Genomic DNA, 21,878 nt, shown 5'->3' with positions numbered 1-21,878 from the left:
TGTGAATTAGGTATATACCAGTTATAATGAAACTAATAAATTAATGAGGTGATGGGACATGGCGAATCAAGTGCCTGTTTATATTCAAATACATGATCAATTGAAACATGAAATTGAAAATGGTCTATGGAAAGTGGGCGATCGCTTACCTTCTGAACGTGATTTATCAGTGAAATTTGGTGTGAGCCGGATGACATTGCGTCAAGCGGTCCAAACGTTATCTGATGAAGGAATATTAGAACGGAAAATCGGCTCTGGAACGTACGTTGCAAGTGAAAAAGTTCAAGAAAAAATGAGCGGAACGACAAGTTTTACCGATATTATGGAGTCCTTGAATAAGGTGCCATCTAGTAAAACCATCTCTTTCTTTCATTCACGCGCTAGTTCAAGTGAAGCTGAAAAACTGGGTTTAGAAAAAGGAGACCAAGTTTTACGGATGGAACGGATTCGTTATGCGGATGATATACCAATTTGTTTTGAAGAAGCGAGTATTCCGGCTGAATTAGTCGAGGGATTCAGTAAAGAAGAAATCACGGAATCTTTCTATCATACTTTAAAAGAAAAAGGATTAGAAATCGGGCAAGCAAACCAAACCGTGACTGCTATTTTAGCTTCGGAACAAATCGCTGATTATTTAGCTGTCAAACGCGGTGATGCCATTTTACGTTTGCGCCAAATTTCTTATTTAGCGGATGGACGTCCATTCGAATATGTACGGACGCAATATGTTGGCAGTCGATTTGAATTTTATTTAGAAAAATAATCCAAGAAGTTAGTCTTCTTGGATCAATTGTTCAAAGTAGGTAACGGCTCCAGTCGTAAATTGAGCTTGTCCATTCAATAAATCAGTCACTTGGGATTCAAAGTTTGCGACTGAAGACTCATCTACCATACAAGTAGGCATTACTTGTTCAGTAAATTGAGTCTCTTTGACCGCAATTTTTTCCTGCGTAAGAAAATTCTCTAATTTCCCCCAGTTTTGATAGTCGATTTGAACGATGATTTCTTGTTGTAATCGTCCTTCAACAATCCCAATAGTCGAAATTACTTGAGCTGTAGCTCCGGAATAAGCACGGATCAAACCGCCAGCGCCTAATTTCGTCCCGCCGAAATACCGAGTGACGACAGCGCAGACATTGATCAAGTCATTTTTTTTCAAAACTTCTAAGATAGGAACTCCGGCAGTTCCGCTAGGTTCACCATCATCAGAAGAGCGTTGGATTTCATTGCGCTCACCTAGCACAAAAGCACTACAGTTATGGTTGGCTTTCCAATGTTCCTTTTTGATTTGCTGGATGAATTCTTTGGCTTCTTCTTCAGAAGAGATGCGCTTTAAAAAACAGATAAATCGTGATTTTTTGATTTCGATCTCGTGTTGATAATCTTCTTTGATGGTTCGATAAGTTTGCAACATATTTTTGCCTCGCTTTGTTTGTGTCTCTTAATGATAGTATAGGAGAAAAGTAGGTGAGGTTTCAACTAAAGACTGCTTGTGTCTTGAAAGGAGAGGTGCAGAGATGACCCGGGCAAAAAAATACGATGGCATCACTCACTACTTGAAAATGAACAATGGTTCTCAAGTGACATTAACATTCACTCAGTTTGATGAATTACTTTTTCCACGCAGTGGATTGCCGCAAACAGCACGACAAGATTTAGATTGGTGGGCCAATGATTATCGTCATCCAGAAAAAGGCGCTTACGGTTGGCTCAATGCAAACTATGAAGTAGTTCAGGTCAATTTAGCCAAAGAATATATCGTATTTAATAAATTAGTGAAATCTAATTGGTTCTATAGCTAAGCTTAGAGAAGCTTAGCTATTTTTTTATCTCGATTGCAAATTTCATCCTTATACCTTCTGCGTACCTTTAAAAAAAAGTCCGAAAGAAGATGATGAATATTTTAGGTCAGCGCTTATTACTGAATGAATGGCGATTGTTTTATCCTCAGATCGATTTGAAAGCAGCTAAAAGAGTACCGGCGATGATTGAAAGGGATGACCAATGGTTTTGCCAACGTTGTGGAAGTTTGTCAGTAGAAAAATTACCTGCTGATTTTTACTACTGTCCTTATTGCATCGATCTTGGTCGTATCAGCAGTCAAGAGTTTCTATATTATTTTTTGCCCAATAAACAAAATTCGCGTGAAGTGACGTTGGAGTGGTCAGGGAAACTATCTCCGGCTCAGGCCGAGATCTCAAAAAAATTAGTAGTTGATCAGCAACCTGCCAAGCGTTTTTTACTTTGGGCTGTGACCGGTGCTGGGAAAACAGAACTTTTATTTGCTTTGATAAAAAATACGTTGGAAAATGGTGAACGAATCGCAGTTGCTTCACCCCGTGTGGATGTCTGCAATGAAATTTATTTACGGTTTTGCCAAGCTTTTCCTAAAGAAGCCATCAATTTATTTCATGGTCAAGCAAGAAAAGATCAAGGAGATTCATTTAGTGTTTGTACGATCCATCAATTATTTCGTTATTTTGCTTATTTTGATGTGATCATCATCGATGAAGTCGATGCCTTTCCGTATGCGGGCGATCCTTTCTTGTCGCAAGCAGTCAAGCGAGCATTGGCAGTTGATGGACGTTTAGTTTACTTGAGCGCAACACCCTCTAAAGAAATCAAACAAGTAGTTGAACATTGCTACCATTTGCCGGCACGTTACCATCGTCGTCGATTGCCAGTGCCGAGATTGCTTTTTTCTTGGAATTTAGAACGTCAGCTGAAGGTAAATAAATTGCCTAAAAAAATTTTGGATAGACTCTTTTCATTGCTAGAAGAAACCAATCTATTATTGTTTTGTCCAAATATTTTTTTGATCGAACAACTTGGCAATTATTTAAAAACACTCATGTCGGAGGTTTCTTTGACAACTGTCTTTTCACAAGATCAAGAACGTTTAGTTAAAGTAGAGAATATGCGTAATGGAAAGTATCAATTGTTATTAACGACCACGATTTTAGAAAGAGGAGTGACTTTTGAAAACATTTCGGTTGTGGTATTGCAAGCCTCACATCGGATTTTTACCAAAGCCGCACTGGTTCAAATTGCCGGGCGCGTGGATCGTAAAGGGGAAACGAGTTGTGGAGAAGTGGTATTCGTTACTAGTGAAATGACATATTCTATCAAACAAGCGATCAAAGAAATCAAGCAGAATAACCAGCGTGCACTAGCGGAGGGGCTGATCGATGCGTTGTAGTTGTTGCCAAACGATACTTATACGTAATTATACCTTGCGAGAAATTTTTATTACCGGCAGTTTTCGTTGTTTTCACTGTGAAAAATATTTCTCTAAAATCGATCCAGCTTCAGCATGCGCAGGGTGTGGGCGGCCCGATATTAGTGGACTTTGCCATGATTGTCAACAATGGGAAAAAGAAGTTGGATTTGTATTGAATAACAAAGCCTTGTTTTCTTATACTGAAGGCTTTAAAGAGTGGATTACTGCTTATAAATTTAAGGGGGATTATCGCTTGCGGGGAGCATTTGCTACAGAACTTCAACAAAGCTTAAAAGCTTATCGACAATACATTATTTGCCCGATGCCCCTTTCTGCTGAGCGCTTTTCTTCCAGGGGGTTCAATCAAGTCAGCGGCTGCTTAGCTATAACGAGCTGTTCGCATCAACTATTGTTAGGTCGTCAAGAAACGCCACCTCAATCAGAAAAAACACGAGTGGCGCGTTTAAATATGCCACAAGTTTTTTATTTAATTCAACCAGCTGAAAAGATTAGAAATCAGAAAGTTTTATTAGTCGACGATGTTTACACGACTGGAAGAACATTGCTCCATGGAGCGGAATTACTTTATAAAAATGGAGCTAAAGTGGTGAATAGCTTGACTTTTGCGCGTTAAAGTGCGTTTTTTAAATTATGAAATTGATAGTGATTTACTTTGCAAACGGATTAGAATTCGATATAATGGTGTTAAGAAGAAGAGGTAAGAGTGGTCCTTCCTCCCATCTTCAGTTGGTAAGACGAAAGGGGCAATACGTATGTTTAGATATAATGTTCGTGGAGAAAACATCGAAGTTACAGAGGCTATCCGCAATTACGTTGAAAAGAAAGTAGGAAAGTTAGAACGCTACTTCACTGATGTTCCGGACGCAACTGCTTATGTTAATTTAAAAGTTTATACAGAAAAAACAGCTAAAGTAGAAGTAACGATTCCATTACCTTACTTAGTTCTACGTGCGGAAGAAACTTCACCAGATTTGTATGCAAGTATTGATTTGGTTGTGGATAAATTAGAACGTCAGATCCGCAAGTTCAAGACTAAAATTAATCGCAAAGCGCGCGAAACAGGTGTACCTGAGCGTGACGTTGAAGTATTAGTGAACGCAGAAGTAGAAGACACTGAAGAGTCTGAATTAGAAATCGTTCGTACAAAACGTTTGTCATTGAAACCAATGGGCAGCGAAGAAGCTGTTTTACAGATGAATATGCTAGGCCATAATTTCTTCATCTTTGAAGATGCAGAAACAAATGGCACAAGTATTGTATATCGTCGTAAAGATGGAAAATACGGATTGATTGAAACTGATTAAAAATGTAACGCCTTAAACTTAAGGCATCTATTGAAAAGGAATGACTGAATGATATCAGTCATTCCTTTTTTGTCTTTTGATAAATACATACAAAAATAGAAGTTTTTATTTTCAGTCGAAATAAAGTTTTAGAATATTTCATTTACAGAAATAAAAAAACGATAAAATAGAGTTAGAGGAATAAAGGAAAGACAAGAAAACTTAATCATTCTATAAGTCGTAGTTTATTCGTTACCAGAAGTTTCTTTTCTTAAAGACTAATGATAAAATAGAATAGCGGGTTTCTATCATAAAATAGAAAATGAATAGACACAAAGGAGTAAGAAAAACGAATGGCGAACTTTCTAAGAAAAATGATTGAGAATGATAAAAAAGAATTGAAACGATTGAGCAGCATTGCTGATAAAGTTGAAGAATTCTCTGGTGATATGGAAAAGCTAACCGATGAACAGTTACGAGGTAAAACTGATGAGTTCAGAGGTCGCTATAAAGATGGAGAAACGTTAGATGAACTTCTACCTGAAGCGTTCGCAGTAGTTCGTGAAGCTGCACGACGTGTCTTAGGTTTATACCCCTACCATGTACAATTAATGGGCGGGATCGTTTTACATGATGGAAATATTCCTGAAATGAAAACTGGTGAAGGTAAAACCTTAACAGCAACGATGCCAGTTTATTTAAATGCTTTATCAGGCGAAGGTGTCCACGTTGTTACAGTGAATGAATACTTATCTACACGTGACTCAACCGAAATGGGCGAACTGTATAATTTCTTAGGCTTGAGCGTAGGTTTAAATATCAACTCTAAAACAGCGGATGAAAAACGTGAAGCTTATAATTGCGACATCACTTATAGCACGAACAATGAATTAGGATTTGATTACTTACGTGATAACATGGTAGTTTATCAAAGCCAAATGGTTCAACGACCATTGAACTATGCCATCGTCGATGAAGTGGATTCAATTCTGATCGATGAAGCTCGGACACCATTGATTATTTCTGGTGCAGCTGAAAAATCAACAGCGCTATACACCAGAACAGATAATTTTGTAAAACGTTTGAAAGAGGAAGAAGATTTCAAAATCGATATCCAATCAAAAACGATCGGTTTGACAGAGCAAGGGATTGAAAAAGCTGAAGAAAACTTTGGTTTAGAGAATTTATACGATTTAGAAAACACAGCGTTGACACATCATTTGGATCAAGCCTTACGTGCGAACTTTATTATGATTCGCGACTTTGATTACGTTGTTCAAGAAGGCAAAGTCTTGATTGTTGACCAGTTTACGGGACGTATCATGGATGGCCGTCGATATTCGGATGGACTGCACCAAGCGATCGAAGCCAAAGAAGGCGTCGAAATCGAAGACGAATCAAAAACAATGGCTACTATTACATTCCAAAACTATTTCCGGATGTATAAAAAATTATCTGGGATGACTGGTACAGCGAAAACTGAAGAAGAAGAATTCCGCGAAATCTATAATATCGAAGTTGTTCAAATTCCAACGAACCGTCCGATTTTGCGTGAAGATCATGCGGATCTATTGTATCCAACTCTAGAAAGTAAATTTAAAGCGGTAGTTCAAGATATCAAAGAACGTCATCGTAAAGGTCAACCAATCTTAGTTGGTACGGTTGCGGTAGAAACTTCAGAATTACTTTCAAACTTATTGAATCAAGAAAAAGTGCCGCATGAAGTCTTAAATGCAAAAAATCACTTCAAAGAAGCAGAGATCATTATGAACGCCGGTCAAAAAGGCGCGGTTACGATCGCTACCAACATGGCTGGTCGAGGAACGGATATCAAATTAGGTCTTGGAGTTGTCGAAGTTGGCGGATTAGCTGTTATTGGTACTGAACGTCACGAATCGCGCCGGATCGACAATCAGTTACGTGGGCGTGCCGGTCGTCAAGGCGATCCAGGGGTTTCTCAATTCTACCTATCATTGGAAGATGATTTGATGAAACGTTTTGGTTCAGAACGGATCAAAGCTTTCTTAGATCGAATGAAAGTGGAAGATGAAGATGCAGTGATCCAAAGTAAGATGTTGAGTCGTCAAGTAGAGTCTGCCCAAAAACGAGTAGAAGGTAATAACTACGATACGCGTAAAAATGTCTTGCAATATGATGATGTAATGCGTGAACAACGCGAGGTCATCTATAAACAACGTCAAGATGTCATCATGGGTGAAAAAGATTTATCACCGCAACTATTGAATATGGTTCGTCGTACGATTTCACGTGTGGTCGATAGTCATACTCAGTTAGATAAAGATAATTGGAACTTAGATGCCTTGGTTGATTTTACCGGTTCAACATTGGTTCATGAAGAAAGTATTTCTAAAGCTGATTTTGAAGGTAAGACACCAGCAGAAATGAAAGAATACTTGTATGACCGTGCGAAAGAAGTATTCGATGCAAAAGTGGCCCAATTACAAAGTCCAGAACAATTATTGGAATTTGAAAAAGTTGTTATCTTACGTGTGGTAGATATGAAGTGGACGGATCACATCGATGCGATGGATCAATTACGTCAATCGGTTGGTTTGCGTGCATATGGACAAAACAATCCATTAGTTGAATATCAAACAGAAGGTTACAAGATGTTTGAAGATATGGTTGGCAGCATCGAATTTGAAGTAACACGTCTCTTTATGAAGGCTGAGATCCGCCAAAATGTTCAAAGAGAACAAGTTGCTCAAACACAAGAAGAACATCCAGTCGAAACAGATGGCGATCCTAAAAATTTGACTGAAACAAAATCAAAACCGGTTCATGTAGAAAAAGTTGGGCGTAATGATCCATGTCCATGCGGAAGCGGTAAAAAATATAAAAATTGTCATGGTAAAGGCTTGTAATCGGCCAATCAATCGATGATTATTTAAGACGGGACATAGTTGCTATGTCTCGTCTTTTGCCGATTATTTATCAGAGAGATGAATTAAACTACAATAATTTCTTAAACTTGGAACAGTTTACTGACTATCAGTAGTAATAATTTTCTGGGATAGTATAATAAAAAAGGCAATTAGTCGAAAGTTTAGCAGATAAAATCAGTTAATAAAGTAATGTTGAGTTATCCGAATGAGTGATCAGTCGGTAGAAAGAAGGAATAAATTTGGAAAATGCAGAAATACGAAATTTATTAGATAAGATGCAAGAGCAAGTCACTAGTTTCAGGGGGTCTCTTTGACCTTGAACAGCTAGAAGAAGATATCGCAGAAGCTGAAAATCAAATGAGTGCGCCTGATTTTTGGGACGACACTGAAAAAGCCCAAGCTTTGATCAACCAAAATAATGTAGCGAAAGACACTTATGATCAATTTCAAGCTATCGCTAATGAGACCGATGAATTAAATGTAATGTGGGAAATGCAGCAGGAAGATTTTGATGAAGAATTGCAAGTTGAACTCGAAGAACGCTTGAAGAAGCTGCAAGAAAAAGTTTCCGCTTTTGAATTGTCTTTATTATTAGACGGACCGTATGACAAAAATAATGCAATCATTGAATTGCATCCAGGTGCAGGCGGAACGGAATCACAAGACTGGGGCTCGATGCTGTTACGAATGTATACACGTTGGTCAGAGCAACATGGTTTTTCGGTTGAGACACTTGATTATCAATCTGGTGACGAAGCGGGAATCAAAAGCGTGACCTTGATGATCAAAGGACTTAATGCTTATGGCTATTTAAAATCTGAAAAAGGTGTTCATCGTTTAGTCCGAATTTCTCCTTTTGATTCAGCGAGCCGTCGCCATACGTCATTTTGTTCCGTGGATGTTATGCCAGAACTAGATGATACGATTGAGGTGGATATAAATCCAGATGATTTAAAAGTCGATGTTTATCGGGCAAGTGGTGCTGGTGGACAGCATATCAACAAAACTTCTTCTGCTGTAAGGATCACTCATTTACCGACAGGAACCGTTGTCGCAAGTCAAGCACAGCGTTCGCAATTTCATAACCGTGAAACAGCGATGCAGATGTTGAAAGCAAAACTATATCAATTAGAAATCGAGAAAAAAGAGCAAGAGGCTGCCGCTCTTCGTGGTGAGCAAAAAGAAATTGGCTGGGGTTCGCAAATTCGTTCCTATGTTTTCCACCCATATTCAATGGTAAAAGATCATCGGACGGATTACGAGACGGGGAACGTCCAAGCTGTAATGGATGGAGATTTGGATCCGTTTATCGATGCGTACTTAAAATGGCGTTTGGGTCAGCAAGCCTAAACTAAATTGAAATCAAATTGTAAAGTTGTGAAAGCCAGTTGCAATGTTGACGTGCTATAATAACAAAGAATTTAAAGGATTTGGAGAGATAAAGCATGATTGAAATGCAGGATGTAACAAAAAAATATCCTAACAAGACAACTGCGGTTCGTGGGATTTCTGTCCACATAAGCCAAGGCGAATTTGTCTATGTTGTTGGTCCCTCTGGAAGTGGTAAATCTACTTTCATTAAATTAATGTATCGCGAAGAAAAAGCGACTTCTGGTCAAAAGCTTGAAGTTGCACGTCATGATTTATTGAAAATCAAAAATAAGGATGTTCCTTATTTACGCCGTGACGTTGGTGTTGTATTCCAAGATTTCAAATTATTACCACGAAAAACCGTTTATGAAAACATTGCCTATGCGATGCAAGTAATCGGCCGTAAACCACGTGAAATCAAAAAACGAGTCATGGAAGTTTTGGACCTTGTTGGTCTGAAACATAAAGTTCGTGTCTTTCCAAGTGAATTATCTGGTGGGGAACAACAACGTGTATCGATTGCTCGTGCCATCGTAAATACACCCAAAGTTCTGATCGCAGATGAACCTACAGGTAACTTGGATCCGGAAACTTCTTGGGAAATCATGCATTTGTTAGAACGCATTAATAACCAAGGAACAACTATCGTAATGGCCACTCATAATAAAACGATCGTTGATACGATGCGTCATCGCTTGATCGCGATTGAAAATGGGTTGATCGTACGAGATGAAGCGGAAGGAGAATACGAGTTTGATGATTAGAAATTTCTTCCGGCACTTGTTGGAAAGTATCAAGAGTGTGAAACGTAATGGCTGGATGACGTTGGCTTCCGTCAGTGCGGTAACAATCACATTGACACTCGCTGGGATCTTCTTAGCAGTGATCATGAATGCAACAAAATTAGCCCAAGATGTTGAAGGCAATGTTGAAGTGACTGTTTTTGTTGATATTGGTACAAAAGAAAAAGAACTGAAAACATTAAAAACAGAATTACAAGATATCAACCATGTGGACAAAGTAACTTTTTCAAGTAAAGCAGATCAATTGAAAAAATTACAAGAACAAATGGGCGATGCCTGGGATTTATTTGAAGGAGACAGCAATCCGCTTTACGATGTGTATGTCGTTGAATCCACAGATGCTCAATACATTCGTTCAATCACTAATGAAGCTAGTCAAATGAACAATGTTTTTCGAGCGAATTATGGCGGTAATTCTGCCGACCGTATCATTCAAATGGCTAAATTCGTTCGTACCTGGGGCTTAGCTGCGGCTGCTTTGTTAGTATTCGTCGCTATCTTCTTGATTTCAAATACGATTCGAATCACGATCCTTTCAAGAAAAACAGAAATCCAAATCATGCGACTTGTGGGAGCAAAAAATGGTTATATTCGTTGGCCATTCTTCCTAGAAGGTGGTTGGATCGGTTTGATTGGATCAATCGTTCCAATTCTGATCTTAACCTATGGGTACCAACAAGTGTATGGTCTTGCAGCACCATATCTATTGCAATCTAATTTAGCTTTATTGCGCCCAAATCAAGTTGTTTGGATCTTAGATATTGTCATGGCAGTCGGCGGCTATTTGATTGGTTCATTAGGCTCAGTCATTTCAATGCGTCGTTTCTTAAAAATATAATAAAAAACTTCTTCGGATTTTTTCGAAGAAGTTTTTTTATTGCTTATACTTGTATTTTTTGATCAAAAGCATTAGGATAATAATCAAATAAATATAAACGCTACCGAGCAAGGGAGCCAATTTCGTAGGTCTTTGAAGAAATTGGTCTCCCTTTTTTTGTTCTTTGGCGAAAAGGAGAATGAATTATGGCATGGGTATCTTTGATTGCAGCAGGATTTTTTGAAATGTTTTGGGCAACGACAATGAAATTGAGTGAAGGCTTCAGTAAATTAAATTATTCGCTTCTGACAGTAGTCGGAATGATCGCTAGTTTTTATTTCTTAGCAAAAGCATTGCATTCGTTACCGATGAGTTTGGCTTATCCGGTTTGGACAGGTATTGGAGCAGTAGGTTCGATTTTGATTGGTGTCTTACTATTTAAAGATCGATTATCGTTAGTAACGATCTTTTTTGTCATGTTATTGATCACTGGAATTATCGGAATCAAATTTACGAGCGGACATTAAGGTAGTAATAAGCTACAATGAATCATAAGAATAATTTTGAAAAGGTGTGAAGTAAAAAAATGATCAAATCAACGAATGAATTAACTCCGCAAGAATTAATTACGATTTTTCAAGCGCGGACGGCTGTATTTGTGGTCGAACAAGAATGTCCTTACCAAGAAGTCGATGAGGCTGATCGTGAAGCGATCCATGTTTGCTTAGAAGAAAAAGGAAAACTAGCTGCCTATGCACGCATATTGGCAGAGCCAGATGCCATTCATTTTGGACGTGTTTTAGTTTTGAAAGAGTTTCGAGGAAAACAACTAGGCAAAAAAATTGTTTCTGAGACACTGGCTGAGATCGAACGCAGGTATCCAAAACGTCCAATCATTATCTCGGCTCAAGCCCACTTAACTAAATTTTATGGGGCATTTGGTTTTGTAACTATTTCAGATGTCTATTTAGAGGATGATATTCCTCATGTAGATATGCGCTTACAAAAATAAAGCAGAAGTCGTTTGTTTACAATCGACTTTTTCTCAGCTATTCTTTAGTTGAAGGAGTTGTGGGGTATGTCTTTTTTGGCAGAACACTTAGGGTTAGTTTTTGTCATTATCAATACATTTTTATCAGTTATTATTGTCTTTCGAGAACGAAAAGATACGATCAATACGTGGGCATGGTTACTAGTTTTGACGTTTATCCCAGTATTAGGTTTTATTCTGTACATCTTTTTAGGACGCGGGATTTCTAAAGAACGAATTTTTGATTTAAAGATGCAAACAAAGATCGGGATGAACGTAGAGGTCCAACAGCAGCAACGCGCACTCGCACGAAGACTTTTCCCAAAACCACCGACCAATCAGGTCGATCCCCGTCAGCTGATTTATATGTTGACGATGTTTGAAAGTTCACTATACACAACCAATAATGAAGTAAAATTATATTCTGATGGGCGTGAAAAATTTGATGCATTATTAACCGATATTCGTGAAGCACAGTACCATATTCATATGGAATATTATATTTATCGAGCGGATAATTTAGGTCATGAAGTACGTGATGCATTGATCGCAGCAGCGAAGCGCGGAGTAAAGGTCCGTCTGCTTTTGGATGCATGGGGTTCCACACAAGCCAATCGACACTTTTTTGCACCATTGACGGCAGTTGGTGGCGAAGTAGAATTCTTCTTTCCGCTATTTTTACCTTACATAAATCCACGAATGAACTATCGTAATCATCGGAAAATCGTAGTTATCGACGGTGAGATCGGCTACACTGGTGGCTTTAATGTTGGAGATGAATATTTAGGATTGGTCGAAAAATTTGGCTATTGGCGGGACAATCATCTACGAATCAGAGGGCATGCCGTTTATACATTACAAAATCGTTTTTTGATGGATTGGAATTCTCAACAAAAGAATGATATAGCTTTTCAATCCGATTATTTTCCTGATTTCTCTTCAGATGGTAAATTAGCCTTACAGATCGTTAGCAGTGGGCCAGATAGCGAACATGAACAAATTAAATTGACCTATTTAAAAATGATCAATTTAGCTAAAAAAGAAATTTTGATCCAAACGCCTTACTACATTCCTGACGCTTCGATTCATGAAGCATTAAAATTAGCTTTATTGTCTGGCGTAGATGTCCGGATCCAGATTCCGAACAAACCGGATCACCCGCTGGTTTATTGGGCGACGTATTCATTTTCAGCAGAATTACTGGAGTATGGAGCTATTATAGAAACGTATGAAAATGGTTTTATTCACGCTAAAACGATGATCATTGATTCTGGAATCGCATCTGTTGGCTCGGCAAATATCGATGTCCGCTCTTTTAAACTTGATTTTGAAGTCAATACGCTGATTTACGATGAAGTCTTTGCCACCGAACTAAGGACAGATTTCTATGGCGACTCTCTCAAATCAGAAATTTTGACTCAAGAAAAATATGATCAGCGAGGCCTTGTTATCAAGTTTAAAGAGGGAATTGCCCGTTTGGTTTCGCCGCTCTTATAAAAATTATTTGCGCTTTCATGGTTTGATAGGATAAAATGGACTAGCTTGTTTAAAAAGATAACTATAATTAAGGAGATTTCTCATGAAGAAATGGTTAATTCCCCTATTTGGAATACTTTTACTTTTGTCTGGTTGTTCAAAATGGATCGATCGAGGCGAATCAATCACAGCAGTAGGTTCTTCGGCATTGCAACCTTTAGTTGAAACGGTAGCAGAAGAATATCAAAACAAAAACCCTGGCCGTTTTATTAATGTTCAAGGGGGCGGAAGCGGGACTGGTTTGAGTCAAGTACAGTCTGGTGCGGTAGATATTGGTAATTCAGATTTATTTGCTGAGGAAAAAAATGGGATCGATGCTAACAAACTAGTCGATCATAAAGTAGCCGTTGTTGGAATCACTCCAATTGTTAACAAAGGTGTAGGCATTACTAATATTTCCTTAGAAAATCTACGCAAAGTTTTTTTAGGTGAAATAAAAAACTGGAAAGAGCTTGGTGGTAAAGATCAAGACATCGTTATTTTGAATCGTGCTACTGGTAGTGGAACGCGTTCAACTTTTGAACAATGGGTTTTAGATGGTAAAACAGCCGTCCGTGCACAAGAACAAGATTCTAGTGGGATGGTTCGCCAAATTGTTTCTGATACGCCAGGAGCAATCAGTTATACAGCGTTCTCTTATGTTACAAAAGACGTTCAAACATTAAGTATTGATAATATTGAACCTACGGATGAAAATGTTACGACTAACAAATGGAAGATTTGGGCATATGAACATATGTATACAAAAGGTCAACCGACTGAATTAGTCAAAGATTTTCTTGATTACATGCTTTCAACAGAAGTCCAAGGAAAAGTAGTCCCTCAATTAGGATATATTCCGATCTCAGATATGAAAGTTGAACGCGATTGGCAAGGAAATGAAATAAACGAATAAAAAGCACAGATTTTTTTCTGTGCTTTTTATTTTTTTTCAATAATTGATAGATATATATTTCTGCTTATTTTTCCCAAGTAAGCAGTTCAGTTGCAGAGAGCCTTCTCTGTGGTTTACACTTTCTTTACAATTGTCATGGAAGCGTTACAGTAGGTTAAAGAGAAATTGACTTTCAACAGGTAAAATGGTTTTGTTGGTTTGTAAAAACCGAGTAGACAAGTTTGAAAGAATCAGGAGGATTAGGCCTTGAATAATGAAGATGTAAAAAAAGCACTGACAACAAAATCAAAGCGCGCCCGAATCGAACAACGTGGCCGTTTTATCAGTTTTATTTGTATCGCACTGATCGTACTTGTGGTAGGAGCGATTTTCTATTTTGTAGCTAGTAAAGGGTTATCGACCTTTTTTGTAGATAAAATCAATGTATTCGACTTTTTATTTGGTACAGTTTGGAATCCAAGTGCGACCGGACCAGATGGAAAACCTATGGTCGGTGCGCTGCCGATGATTTTAGGATCATTCATGGTGACTTTTTTGTCAGCAATCGTAGCTACACCATTTGCGATTGGAGCAGCAGTCTTTATGACAGAGATCTCGCCAACTAAAGGACAAAAATTTTTACAACCAGTCATTGAACTACTTGTTGGGATTCCTTCGGTGGTATATGGTTTTATTGGTCTGTCTGTTATCGTGCCATTTATTCGCTCAGTTTTTGGCGGAACAGGATTTGGTATTTTATCAGGAACGTTCGTATTGTTTGTTATGATTTTACCTACAGTGACGACGATGACTGTCGATACATTAAAGTCAGTACCGCGTCATTATCGTGAAGCTTCTCTTGCATTAGGGGGGACGCGCTGGCAAACGATTTACAAAGTAGTATTGCGAGCAGCTGTACCGGGAATTTTGACAGCAGTAGTCTTTGGGATGGCTCGTGCTTTTGGAGAAGCATTAGCAATTCAAATGGTGATCGGAAATGCTGCATTGATGCCGACGGGCTTAACCACACCAGCATCGACATTGACGTCGATTTTAACGATGGGTATCGGGAATACGATCATGGGAACAGTTGAAAATAATGTTTTATGGTCATTAGCATTGATTCTATTATTTATGTCTTTAGTATTCAATATCGTGATTCGTTACATTGGAAAGAAAGGGGAGATAACACATGGATAAAGCAAAACGCGCAGACAAAATCGCTACGGCTGTCCTATATGCTGTCTCTGGTTTGATCGTAGCGATCTTAGCTTTCCTATTATTGTATATTTTGATTCGCGGCTTGCCTCATGTTTCATGGAAGTTTTTGACATCACCGTCTAAAGCATATCAAGAAGGCGGCGGAATCGGGATTCAATTATTCAACTCGATTTATCTATTGTTTATTACGATGCTGATCAGTCTGCCAATTTCACTAGGTGCGGGGATTTACTTATCGGAATATGCAAAGAAAAATTGGGTCACTGGTTTAATCCGTACGTCGATCGAAATCTTAAGTTCATTGCCATCAGTAGTAGTTGGTTTGTTCGGTTTCTTGATTTTTGTTATCCAGTTTGGTTATGGTTTCTCGATTCTTTCAGGGGCATTAGCACTGACACTCTTTAATTTGCCGCTTTTAACTAGAAATATTGAAGAATCGTTAAAAGCGATTCATTATACACAGCGGGAAGCTGGTTTAGCTTTAGGACTTTCACGTTGGGAAACAGTTACCAAAATTGTTGTACCTGACGCGTTACCGGGAATTTTGACGGGTGTCATTTTAAGCTCAGGGCGTATCTTTGGTGAAGCTGCTGCCTTGATCTATACAGCTGGACAAAGTGCACCAGCTTTAGATTTTACTAACTTAAATCCTTTAAGTGTTTCAAGTCCGTTGAGTATTTTCCGTCAGGCGGAAACATTAGCAGTTCATATTTGGAAAATCAATACAGAAGGAACGATGCCAGATGGAAATGCCGTCTCTGCAGGTGCTTCTGCTGTCTTGATTTTAGCAGTCTTACTCTTTAACTTCGGCGCACGTGCTATCGGCAAACGTCTCCACAGAAGAATGACATCTGCTTGATTTTTCAAATAATTCACGTTGAAAAATTATTGGCTGAAAGTAAGATATAATAAAATTTATAGTAGCTAATGAGCTATTTGAAAGTCAAAGAATAGAATGATTACTCTGAGCAAGGAGAAATTCGATGAAAGAATATAATTGGGAGGAACGCAACATCATTAGAATGCCTGGTGAAATTGCGTTGCATACAGAAGATTTACACGTTTATTATGGCAGCAACGAAGCCATCAAAGGTGTTGATCTAGAATTTGAAAAAAATAAAATCACTGCCTTGATCGGACCTTCAGGTTGTGGGAAATCGACGTATTTACGTTCGTTAAATCGAATGAACGATGGTATTGCTAGCGCAAGTGTGACCGGAAAAATCGTCTACAAAGATGTCGATGTCAATGCATCAAACGTTGATGTTTATGAAATGCGTAAACGTATCGGAATGGTTTTCCAACGGCCAAATCCATTTAGTAAATCGATTCGTGAAAATATTACGTTTGCTTTGAAGCAGCATGGCTTAAAAGATAAAAAGCAATTAGACGAAATCGTAGAAACAAGTTTGAAGCAAGCCGCTTTATGGGATCAAGTAAAAGATAATTTAGATAAAAGTGCTTTGGCGCTTTCTGGTGGACAACAACAACGTTTATGCATTGCTCGTGCGATAGCCATGAAACCAGATATTTTATTATTAGATGAGCCTGCAAGTGCCTTAGATCCGATTTCTACTGGGACAGTGGAAGAAACATTGATCAAATTAAAAGAAGACTATACGATCATCATCGTGACTCATAACATGCAACAAGCAGCACGGATCAGTGATTACACAGCCTTTTTCTATTTAGGAAATGTAATCGAGTATGATGAAACAGCAAAAATCTTCACTCGACCTAAGATTCAAGCGACAGAAGATTATGTATCAGGACATTTTGGTTAAGAGACGGAGGAAATTGAATGTCGAAGATTATTACTTCAAAAGACCTTCATTTATACTATGGTAAAAAAGAAGCGTTAAAAGGCATCGATATGGAAATCGAAAAAGGTGAAATCACTGCAATGATCGGACCTTCCGGTTGTGGTAAGTCTACTTACTTACGTTCCTTGAATCGAATGAATGATTTGATTCCTGGTGTGACCATCACTGGCAGCGTGATGTATAAGGGAAAAGATATCTATAGCCCCAAAACAGATACAGTAGAACTACGCAAAGAAATTGGGATGGTCTTTCAACAACCCAATCCATTTCCATTTTCTATTTACGAGAATGTTATCTATGGGTTAAAATTAAAAGGCGAAAAAGACAAAAATAAATTGGATCAAGTAGTCGAAGAGAGTCTGAAAGCCGCTTCTGTGTGGAATGATGTGAAGGATAAATTACATGAAAGTGCATTATCATTATCTGGCGGACAACAACAACGGGTGTGTATCGCACGGGTACTAGCCGTCAATCCAGAAGTGATTTTAATGGATGAGCCAACGAGTGCGTTGGATCCTGTTTCAACTGGTAAAATCGAAAATATGTTACTAGAATTGAAAGAAAATTATACGATCATCATCGTAACACATAATATGTCGCAGGCTTCTCGTATTTCTGATCGTACGGCTTTCTTTTTACAAGGAGAGTTGATTGAGTTCGATAAAACGAAGAAAATTTTCTTAGACCCGGCAAAACAAGAAACAGAAGATTATATTTCAGGCAAATTTGGCTAGTATTTATTTTTAGATAGAACCTTAGACAGGTGAAAATAATTCGTTTAACAATATACTGAAGGAGGTCAACGATGTTACGTACACAATTTGAAGAAGATTTATTGAATCTTCACAATCAGTTCTACGAAATGGGTATGATGGTTTCTAGCGCTGTGCATAAATCTGTTCGTTCATATATCGATCATGATAAGAAATTAGCACAAGAGGTCATCGATCACGATATTGAAATCAACAACATGGAAGTTAAATTAGAGAAAAAAAGCTTTGAGATGATCGCATTACAACAACCCGTAACGACGGATTTACGAACGATCATTACAATCATGAAAGCCAGCTCTGATTTGGAACGTATGGGAGATCATGCCGTTTCAGTCGCTAAATCAACGATTCGGTTAAAAGGTTTGCCACGTATTTTAGAAGTTGAAAAAGAAATCAACGAGATGTCTAACTATGTGAAGAAAATGGTCGATAATGTTTTAGTCGCTTATGTTAAAACTGATCAAAAAGATGCTCGAATGATCGCCCAAATGGACGAACGAGTGAACGATTATTTCCAAAAAATCTATGACATGACTACAAATACGATGGAAAAAGAATCGGATACGATCATCAGTGGGACTGATTATCTACATGTAGCAGGTTATTTAGAGCGTGTAGGGGATTATGTGACCAATATCTGTGAATGGATCGTTTATCTAGCAACAGGAAAAATCACTGAATTAAACAGTAATCATAACGAGAATTTTTAAGTTTAAAAAGATAGGGAAATTCCCTATCTTTTTTTTTATACTTATTTAGCTATTTAGGAAGTCGGATAAAAAGATGGGTCTTTAGTCCTATGACAAACAACTAAAAAGAAGGCATAATATGTAATGTAAACAACAGTAATGTATTTGCTTTTTGAAGGAGGCAATTTCTATGAATGAAAGACAACGAATTTTAGAATTAGTTAAAAAAGGAATCTTATCGACTGAAGAAGGTTTAGATTTATTAGAAAGTATGGCCAAGGCAAAGGATGAAGCGCAGATCAAACAAGCCGCGGACAAAGTGGATTCTTATCACCGTGACCAAACGAGCAATGAAACAGAAGAAGAACAGCAATCAGCTTCTCGTTCTGACGAACAGGACTTGGAAGATTTAGAAGCTTACTTTGATGATTTAGCAACAGAAGCCAATCAATTGTCCGCTCATCTTGATGAAATCAATCAACAAAAGAAAGAATTACAAGCAGCACTTCATGAAAAAGAAGAAGTATTGATGGAATTAGATACTAAAGAAGAACTTGATACCTTATCTGAAGAAGATGAAAGTATCCGCAAAAGCGTAGCTGAAGAAGTGAATGAATTAAAAGCACAAATCGCTGAATTAGAAGCAAATGCGGATGATCAAGAAGAACAATTGAAAAATGTTCAAGACAACCAAAGTAATACTCGCAAGGAACGAGCTCGTGCCCGTTTTGATATTCCAGATGACTTAAAAGATCAAGCTAGTGAAACATTCAATCAAATGAGTGAAAAATTGGGCGAAGCTGGAATTCAATTAGGTCGTTTGATGAAAAAAACATTCAAGACTGTTTCTGAGACTGTCGAAGAAAATGTTGACTGGAAAGATTTCAATCTAAAAGTTCCCGGTTTAGTTACGTCTAAGTTTGAACATCAATTTTTATATACGGATGTCGAACCAACATTGTTGGATATCAAGTTAGCAAACGGAAAAGTAACTTTGAAATCTTGGGACGATGAAGCTATCAAAGTCGATGCCAAAGTAAAACTTTATGGTAAAATGAGTGAAGCAAGTCCTTTACAATCATTGATGGAACGTAGTCAGATTGAAGTGAACGATGAACATATTTCATTCCAAATCCCTAATAAACGTGTCCAAGCAGATCTAGTTTTCTATTTACCAAAACGCACTTATGATCACGTAGCAGTTAAGTTATTGAATGGTGATTTGATTGTTGAAGAATTAGAGGCTAAAGATGTATATGCTAAATCGACGAATGGCCATATCGATTTTGAAAAAGTCAATGCAACGATGGTAGAAATCCAAGGTGTGAATGGAAATATCGAGATTGATAAAGGTGAGATTTTAGACTCGATCATTGAAACCGTAAATGGAACGATCTCAACAAAAGCTGCTATTCAAAATTATGGGATTTCATTGGTTAATGGCGATATCAAAGTAACAGCAGGACATTCGAGCGTGCAAAAAATCAAAGCAAGTTCGGTCAATGGAAATGTAAAAGTATCTGTGAATAAAGAGATCGGCTTAGAAGGTGTAGCCAAGACAAGTCTAGGCAGCATCAATGATCGCTTATCAGATTACGAAGTTGTACGTGAGAAAAAGGAAAAAACCAATCGTTTATTGCAATTTCGTCGAGTAGCTGATGAAATGGCTAAGTTGGATCTCTCAACAACAACAGGTAGTATATTCTTGAAAGATTTCGATAAATAAGAAATAATAAGGAAGGAAGATTCATATGCAAAAAAGATTACAAAAGTCACGATCAAATGTGGTATTAACTGGGACTCTAGCTGGTATCGCTGAATTCTTCGGAATTGATCCTACTATCGTGCGAGTGATTTATGTTTTCTTGAGTTTTGGTTTGATCGGCGCACCGGTCATCTTATATATCTTGTTGGCACTTTTGATTCCAGCAGGCTCAAGAAAAAGTGATTCTTATGGACACAATAATCCCTATTATGGGAACAATAATTACAATAAGTTTGAAAAAAAATCGTCTACTCAACGCAAGAAAGCGGAGAAAATCGACGATGATGACTGGAGCGACTTTTAATGACTTACCTACAGCGCTTAATAGCTAATACATTGATTTTTATATCACTGTCCGTACTCTTTCCACAACAAGTTTTTGTAGAGAGTTTAACAATAGTTATTGCCGCAAGCTTTGTTCTATCCTTACTAAATACGCTAGTCAAGCCAATTTTAACATTGCTTTCGCTACCGTTGAATATTTTAACGTTTGGATTGTTCAGCTTTGTGATCAGCGCTGGTATGTTGCAATTGACTTCCCACTTATTAGGAAATTATCGTTTTGGTTTCTCAAGTTTTGGTGTCTCGATTTTAGTTTCGATCGTTATGGCGATCATCAATGGAATCGTCTCTGAACATAATATGGATAAATATACGGATGGACATTAAGTCTGTCCGTTTTTTATTTTAGTGATTGTCGGCGTCCAATTTATAGAGCGCTTTTTTTATTGTCTCAGATGGTGCCATCCACCTAGTCACTCTCTTGATAAAATGATAAAATAGAGCGGTAGTGTAGAAAAGAGGGATAATATGGCTGAAACAGTAAAAGTAAAAGAACTTGTTGAAAAACTTTCGTTGGAAGTAGTAACTGGTGATGAAGAAAGCTTGGAACGAGTGATCACCACGGGTGATATCTCACGTCCCGGACTAGAATTGACTGGTTATTTCAATTATTATTCCCACGATCGTTTACAACTTTTTGGAAATAAAGAAATCACATTTGCCGAGCGAATGATTCCTGAAGAGCGATTAATGGTATTGCGTCGGATGTGTAGTGATGATACACCTGCTTTTATCATTTCTCGTGGGTTGACACCACCTAAAGAAATGATCCAAGCAGCGAGTGAAAGAAATATTCCAGTCTTAAGTTCACCGATTTCAACATCGCGTCTACTCGGTGAAATCTCAAGTTTCTTAAATGGCGGCTTGGCACCACGGACAAGTGTCCACGGTGTGTTGGTCGATGTTTATGGCTTAGGAGTTTTGATCCAAGGGGATAGCGGCATCGGGAAAAGTGAAACAGCTTTAGAATTAGTGAAACGAGGCCATCGTCTGATTGCCGATGATCGAGTGGACGTTTATCAACAAGATGAATTGACGCTTGTGGGTGAACCACCAAGAATTTTACAACATCTGATCGAGATTCGAGGAATCGGAATCATCGATGTTATGAACTTATTCGGTGCGAGTGCCGTTCGCGGATCAATGCCGGTCCAACTAGTCGTGTACTTAGAAAATTGGTCGAAAGATAAAAAGTATGACCGTCTAGGTAGTGGAAATACTGAAGTAGAAATTGCTGAAGTCAAAGTCCCACAAGTTAAAATCCCAGTAAAAACTGGGCGAAATGTGGCGATCATTATTGAAGTAGCTGCAATGAACTTCCGAGCACGTACGATGGGATATGACGCAACTAAGACCTTTGAAAACCGTTTGACCCAATTAATCGAAGAAAACTCAGGGCAGTAA

Annotated in this window: 23 protein-coding genes; 22 read left to right on the top strand and 1 reads right to left on the bottom strand. The window is 38.1% G+C overall.

The genetic code is table 11. The annotated features are described in order from the left end of the window. Positions 1 to 58 precede the first annotated feature (58 nt). Entirely contained in the window at positions 59 to 763 is a 705-nt protein-coding gene (locus ACQKTA_RS06260) for a GntR family transcriptional regulator (RefSeq protein WP_407855494.1), read from the top strand. Positions 764 to 772: 9 nt separating this feature from the next. Here the strand turns inward: ACQKTA_RS06260 and ACQKTA_RS06255 are convergent, their stop codons facing one another. Then, on the bottom strand, positions 773 to 1,414 hold the full coding sequence (locus ACQKTA_RS06255; protein WP_427813153.1) for a YigZ family protein: 642 nt from the start codon (positions 1,412 to 1,414) through the stop codon (positions 773 to 775). Between the two features lie 103 nt (positions 1,415 to 1,517). Between ACQKTA_RS06255 and ACQKTA_RS06250 the strand changes: the two genes are divergently transcribed. From ACQKTA_RS06250 to hprK, 21 genes are all read left to right on the top strand, one after another. Then, positions 1,518 to 1,802 (top strand): DUF7662 domain-containing protein, encoded by a 285-nt coding sequence (locus ACQKTA_RS06250; RefSeq protein WP_332581473.1) that lies wholly within the window; start codon positions 1,518 to 1,520, stop codon positions 1,800 to 1,802. Between the two features lie 89 nt (positions 1,803 to 1,891). Beyond that, complete coding sequence (locus ACQKTA_RS06245) at positions 1,892 to 3,199, top strand: DEAD/DEAH box helicase family protein (protein ID WP_427813152.1); 1,308 nt, start codon at positions 1,892 to 1,894, stop codon at positions 3,197 to 3,199. Next, a complete protein-coding gene (locus tag ACQKTA_RS06240) occupies positions 3,189 to 3,854 on the top strand; it encodes a ComF family protein (RefSeq protein ID WP_427813151.1) in 666 nt (221 codons plus the stop codon). Before ACQKTA_RS06245 ends, ACQKTA_RS06240 begins: the two co-directional genes overlap by 11 nt. 139 nt (positions 3,855 to 3,993) lie before the next feature. Continuing rightward, positions 3,994 to 4,545 (top strand): ribosome hibernation-promoting factor, HPF/YfiA family, encoded by a 552-nt coding sequence (gene hpf / locus ACQKTA_RS06235; protein WP_332581476.1) that lies wholly within the window; start codon positions 3,994 to 3,996, stop codon positions 4,543 to 4,545. 332 nt (positions 4,546 to 4,877) lie between these two features. Beyond that, entirely contained in the window at positions 4,878 to 7,409 is a 2,532-nt protein-coding gene (gene secA, locus ACQKTA_RS06230; RefSeq protein WP_427813150.1) for a preprotein translocase subunit SecA, read from the top strand. Between the two features lie 260 nt (positions 7,410 to 7,669). Further along, a protein-coding gene (prfB, locus tag ACQKTA_RS06225) for a peptide chain release factor 2 (RefSeq protein ID WP_427813148.1) occupies positions 7,670 to 8,780 on the top strand; the annotation gives its coding sequence in 2 pieces (ribosomal slippage) (positions 7,670 to 7,741 and positions 7,743 to 8,780; 1,110 coding nt in all). 95 nt (positions 8,781 to 8,875) lie between these two features. After that, positions 8,876 to 9,565 (top strand): cell division ATP-binding protein FtsE, encoded by a 690-nt coding sequence (gene ftsE, locus ACQKTA_RS06220; protein WP_427813147.1) that lies wholly within the window; start codon positions 8,876 to 8,878, stop codon positions 9,563 to 9,565. Further along, positions 9,558 to 10,442: a permease-like cell division protein FtsX gene (ftsX, locus tag ACQKTA_RS06215; RefSeq protein WP_427814518.1), complete on the top strand. Its 885-nt coding sequence runs from the start codon at positions 9,558 to 9,560 to the stop codon at positions 10,440 to 10,442. The genes ftsE and ftsX overlap by 8 nt, the downstream gene beginning before the upstream one ends. Before the next feature lie 185 nt (positions 10,443 to 10,627). After that, a complete protein-coding gene (locus ACQKTA_RS06210) occupies positions 10,628 to 10,948 on the top strand; it encodes a DMT family transporter (RefSeq protein ID WP_427813146.1) in 321 nt (106 codons plus the stop codon). Positions 10,949 to 11,007: 59 nt separating this feature from the next. Next, positions 11,008 to 11,433 (top strand): GNAT family N-acetyltransferase, encoded by a 426-nt coding sequence (locus ACQKTA_RS06205; protein WP_427813145.1) that lies wholly within the window; start codon positions 11,008 to 11,010, stop codon positions 11,431 to 11,433. A gap of 66 nt (positions 11,434 to 11,499) precedes the next feature. After that, positions 11,500 to 12,948, top strand: coding sequence for a cardiolipin synthase (gene cls, locus ACQKTA_RS06200; protein ID WP_427813144.1), 1,449 nt, complete (start codon positions 11,500 to 11,502; stop codon positions 12,946 to 12,948). 82 nt (positions 12,949 to 13,030) lie between these two features. Further along, positions 13,031 to 13,882: a phosphate ABC transporter substrate-binding protein PstS gene (locus ACQKTA_RS06195; RefSeq protein WP_427813143.1), complete on the top strand. Its 852-nt coding sequence runs from the start codon at positions 13,031 to 13,033 to the stop codon at positions 13,880 to 13,882. Between the two features lie 246 nt (positions 13,883 to 14,128). Further along, the gene (gene pstC, locus ACQKTA_RS06190; RefSeq protein ID WP_332581465.1) at positions 14,129 to 15,061 is read left to right on the top strand and encodes a phosphate ABC transporter permease subunit PstC; all 933 of its coding nucleotides are present in this window, start codon (positions 14,129 to 14,131) and stop codon (positions 15,059 to 15,061) included. Next, on the top strand, positions 15,054 to 15,941 hold the full coding sequence (pstA, locus tag ACQKTA_RS06185; RefSeq protein ID WP_427813142.1) for a phosphate ABC transporter permease PstA: 888 nt from the start codon (positions 15,054 to 15,056) through the stop codon (positions 15,939 to 15,941). Before pstC ends, pstA begins: the two co-directional genes overlap by 8 nt. Before the next feature lie 124 nt (positions 15,942 to 16,065). Beyond that, positions 16,066 to 16,866: a phosphate ABC transporter ATP-binding protein PstB gene (pstB, locus tag ACQKTA_RS06180; RefSeq protein WP_407857380.1), complete on the top strand. Its 801-nt coding sequence runs from the start codon at positions 16,066 to 16,068 to the stop codon at positions 16,864 to 16,866. 17 nt (positions 16,867 to 16,883) lie between these two features. Then, the gene (pstB, locus tag ACQKTA_RS06175; RefSeq protein WP_207109352.1) at positions 16,884 to 17,639 is read left to right on the top strand and encodes a phosphate ABC transporter ATP-binding protein PstB; all 756 of its coding nucleotides are present in this window, start codon (positions 16,884 to 16,886) and stop codon (positions 17,637 to 17,639) included. A gap of 71 nt (positions 17,640 to 17,710) precedes the next feature. Continuing rightward, positions 17,711 to 18,388, top strand: coding sequence for a phosphate signaling complex protein PhoU (phoU, locus tag ACQKTA_RS06170; RefSeq protein ID WP_071857528.1), 678 nt, complete (start codon positions 17,711 to 17,713; stop codon positions 18,386 to 18,388). 169 nt (positions 18,389 to 18,557) lie between these two features. Continuing rightward, entirely contained in the window at positions 18,558 to 20,093 is a 1,536-nt protein-coding gene (gene liaX / locus ACQKTA_RS06165; protein WP_427813141.1) for a daptomycin-sensing surface protein LiaX, read from the top strand. Between the two features lie 25 nt (positions 20,094 to 20,118). Next, positions 20,119 to 20,436, top strand: a complete 318-nt coding sequence (locus ACQKTA_RS06160) for a PspC domain-containing protein (protein WP_332581461.1) — start codon at positions 20,119 to 20,121, stop codon at positions 20,434 to 20,436. Continuing rightward, the gene (locus tag ACQKTA_RS06155; RefSeq protein WP_427813140.1) at positions 20,436 to 20,801 is read left to right on the top strand and encodes a phage holin family protein; all 366 of its coding nucleotides are present in this window, start codon (positions 20,436 to 20,438) and stop codon (positions 20,799 to 20,801) included. Before ACQKTA_RS06160 ends, ACQKTA_RS06155 begins: the two co-directional genes overlap by 1 nt. A 141-nt stretch (positions 20,802 to 20,942) precedes the next feature. Beyond that, a complete protein-coding gene (gene hprK / locus ACQKTA_RS06150) occupies positions 20,943 to 21,878 on the top strand; it encodes an HPr(Ser) kinase/phosphatase (protein ID WP_071857532.1) in 936 nt (311 codons plus the stop codon).

This window comes from Enterococcus sp. 22-H-5-01 (assembly GCF_050310005.1).
GTDB lineage: Bacteria > Bacillota > Bacilli > Lactobacillales > Enterococcaceae > Enterococcus_A > Enterococcus_A hailinensis.
This window is presented reverse-complemented; position numbering and strand designations above follow the sequence as displayed.

Bases quoted from the DNA above. Each gene is read 5' to 3' on its own strand.
- cls (WP_427813144.1), top strand. From the start codon at position 11,500: ATGTCTTTTTTGGCAGAACACTTAGGGTTAGTTTTTGTCATTATCAAT.
- ACQKTA_RS06160 (WP_332581461.1), top strand. From the start codon at position 20,119: ATGCAAAAAAGATTACAAAAGTCACGATCAAATGTGGTATTAACTGGG.
- ftsE (WP_427813147.1), top strand. From the start codon at position 8,876: ATGATTGAAATGCAGGATGTAACAAAAAAATATCCTAACAAGACAACT.
- ACQKTA_RS06210 (WP_427813146.1), top strand. From the start codon at position 10,628: ATGGCATGGGTATCTTTGATTGCAGCAGGATTTTTTGAAATGTTTTGG.
- liaX (WP_427813141.1), top strand. From the start codon at position 18,558: ATGAATGAAAGACAACGAATTTTAGAATTAGTTAAAAAAGGAATCTTA.
- ACQKTA_RS06250 (WP_332581473.1), top strand. From the start codon at position 1,518: ATGACCCGGGCAAAAAAATACGATGGCATCACTCACTACTTGAAAATG.
- hpf (WP_332581476.1), top strand. From the start codon at position 3,994: ATGTTTAGATATAATGTTCGTGGAGAAAACATCGAAGTTACAGAGGCT.
- ACQKTA_RS06195 (WP_427813143.1), top strand. From the start codon at position 13,031: ATGAAGAAATGGTTAATTCCCCTATTTGGAATACTTTTACTTTTGTCT.
- pstB (WP_407857380.1), top strand. From the start codon at position 16,066: ATGAAAGAATATAATTGGGAGGAACGCAACATCATTAGAATGCCTGGT.
- hprK (WP_071857532.1), top strand. From the start codon at position 20,943: ATGGCTGAAACAGTAAAAGTAAAAGAACTTGTTGAAAAACTTTCGTTG.
- ACQKTA_RS06240 (WP_427813151.1), top strand. From the start codon at position 3,189: ATGCGTTGTAGTTGTTGCCAAACGATACTTATACGTAATTATACCTTG.
- ftsX (WP_427814518.1), top strand. From the start codon at position 9,558: ATGATTAGAAATTTCTTCCGGCACTTGTTGGAAAGTATCAAGAGTGTG.
- ACQKTA_RS06260 (WP_407855494.1), top strand. From the start codon at position 59: ATGGCGAATCAAGTGCCTGTTTATATTCAAATACATGATCAATTGAAA.
- ACQKTA_RS06155 (WP_427813140.1), top strand. From the start codon at position 20,436: ATGACTTACCTACAGCGCTTAATAGCTAATACATTGATTTTTATATCA.
- pstA (WP_427813142.1), top strand. From the start codon at position 15,054: ATGGATAAAGCAAAACGCGCAGACAAAATCGCTACGGCTGTCCTATAT.
- secA (WP_427813150.1), top strand. From the start codon at position 4,878: ATGGCGAACTTTCTAAGAAAAATGATTGAGAATGATAAAAAAGAATTG.
- ACQKTA_RS06255 (WP_427813153.1), bottom strand. From the start codon at position 1,414: ATGTTGCAAACTTATCGAACCATCAAAGAAGATTATCAACACGAGATC.
- pstB (WP_207109352.1), top strand. From the start codon at position 16,884: ATGTCGAAGATTATTACTTCAAAAGACCTTCATTTATACTATGGTAAA.
- ACQKTA_RS06205 (WP_427813145.1), top strand. From the start codon at position 11,008: ATGATCAAATCAACGAATGAATTAACTCCGCAAGAATTAATTACGATT.
- ACQKTA_RS06245 (WP_427813152.1), top strand. From the start codon at position 1,892: ATGATGAATATTTTAGGTCAGCGCTTATTACTGAATGAATGGCGATTG.
- phoU (WP_071857528.1), top strand. From the start codon at position 17,711: ATGTTACGTACACAATTTGAAGAAGATTTATTGAATCTTCACAATCAG.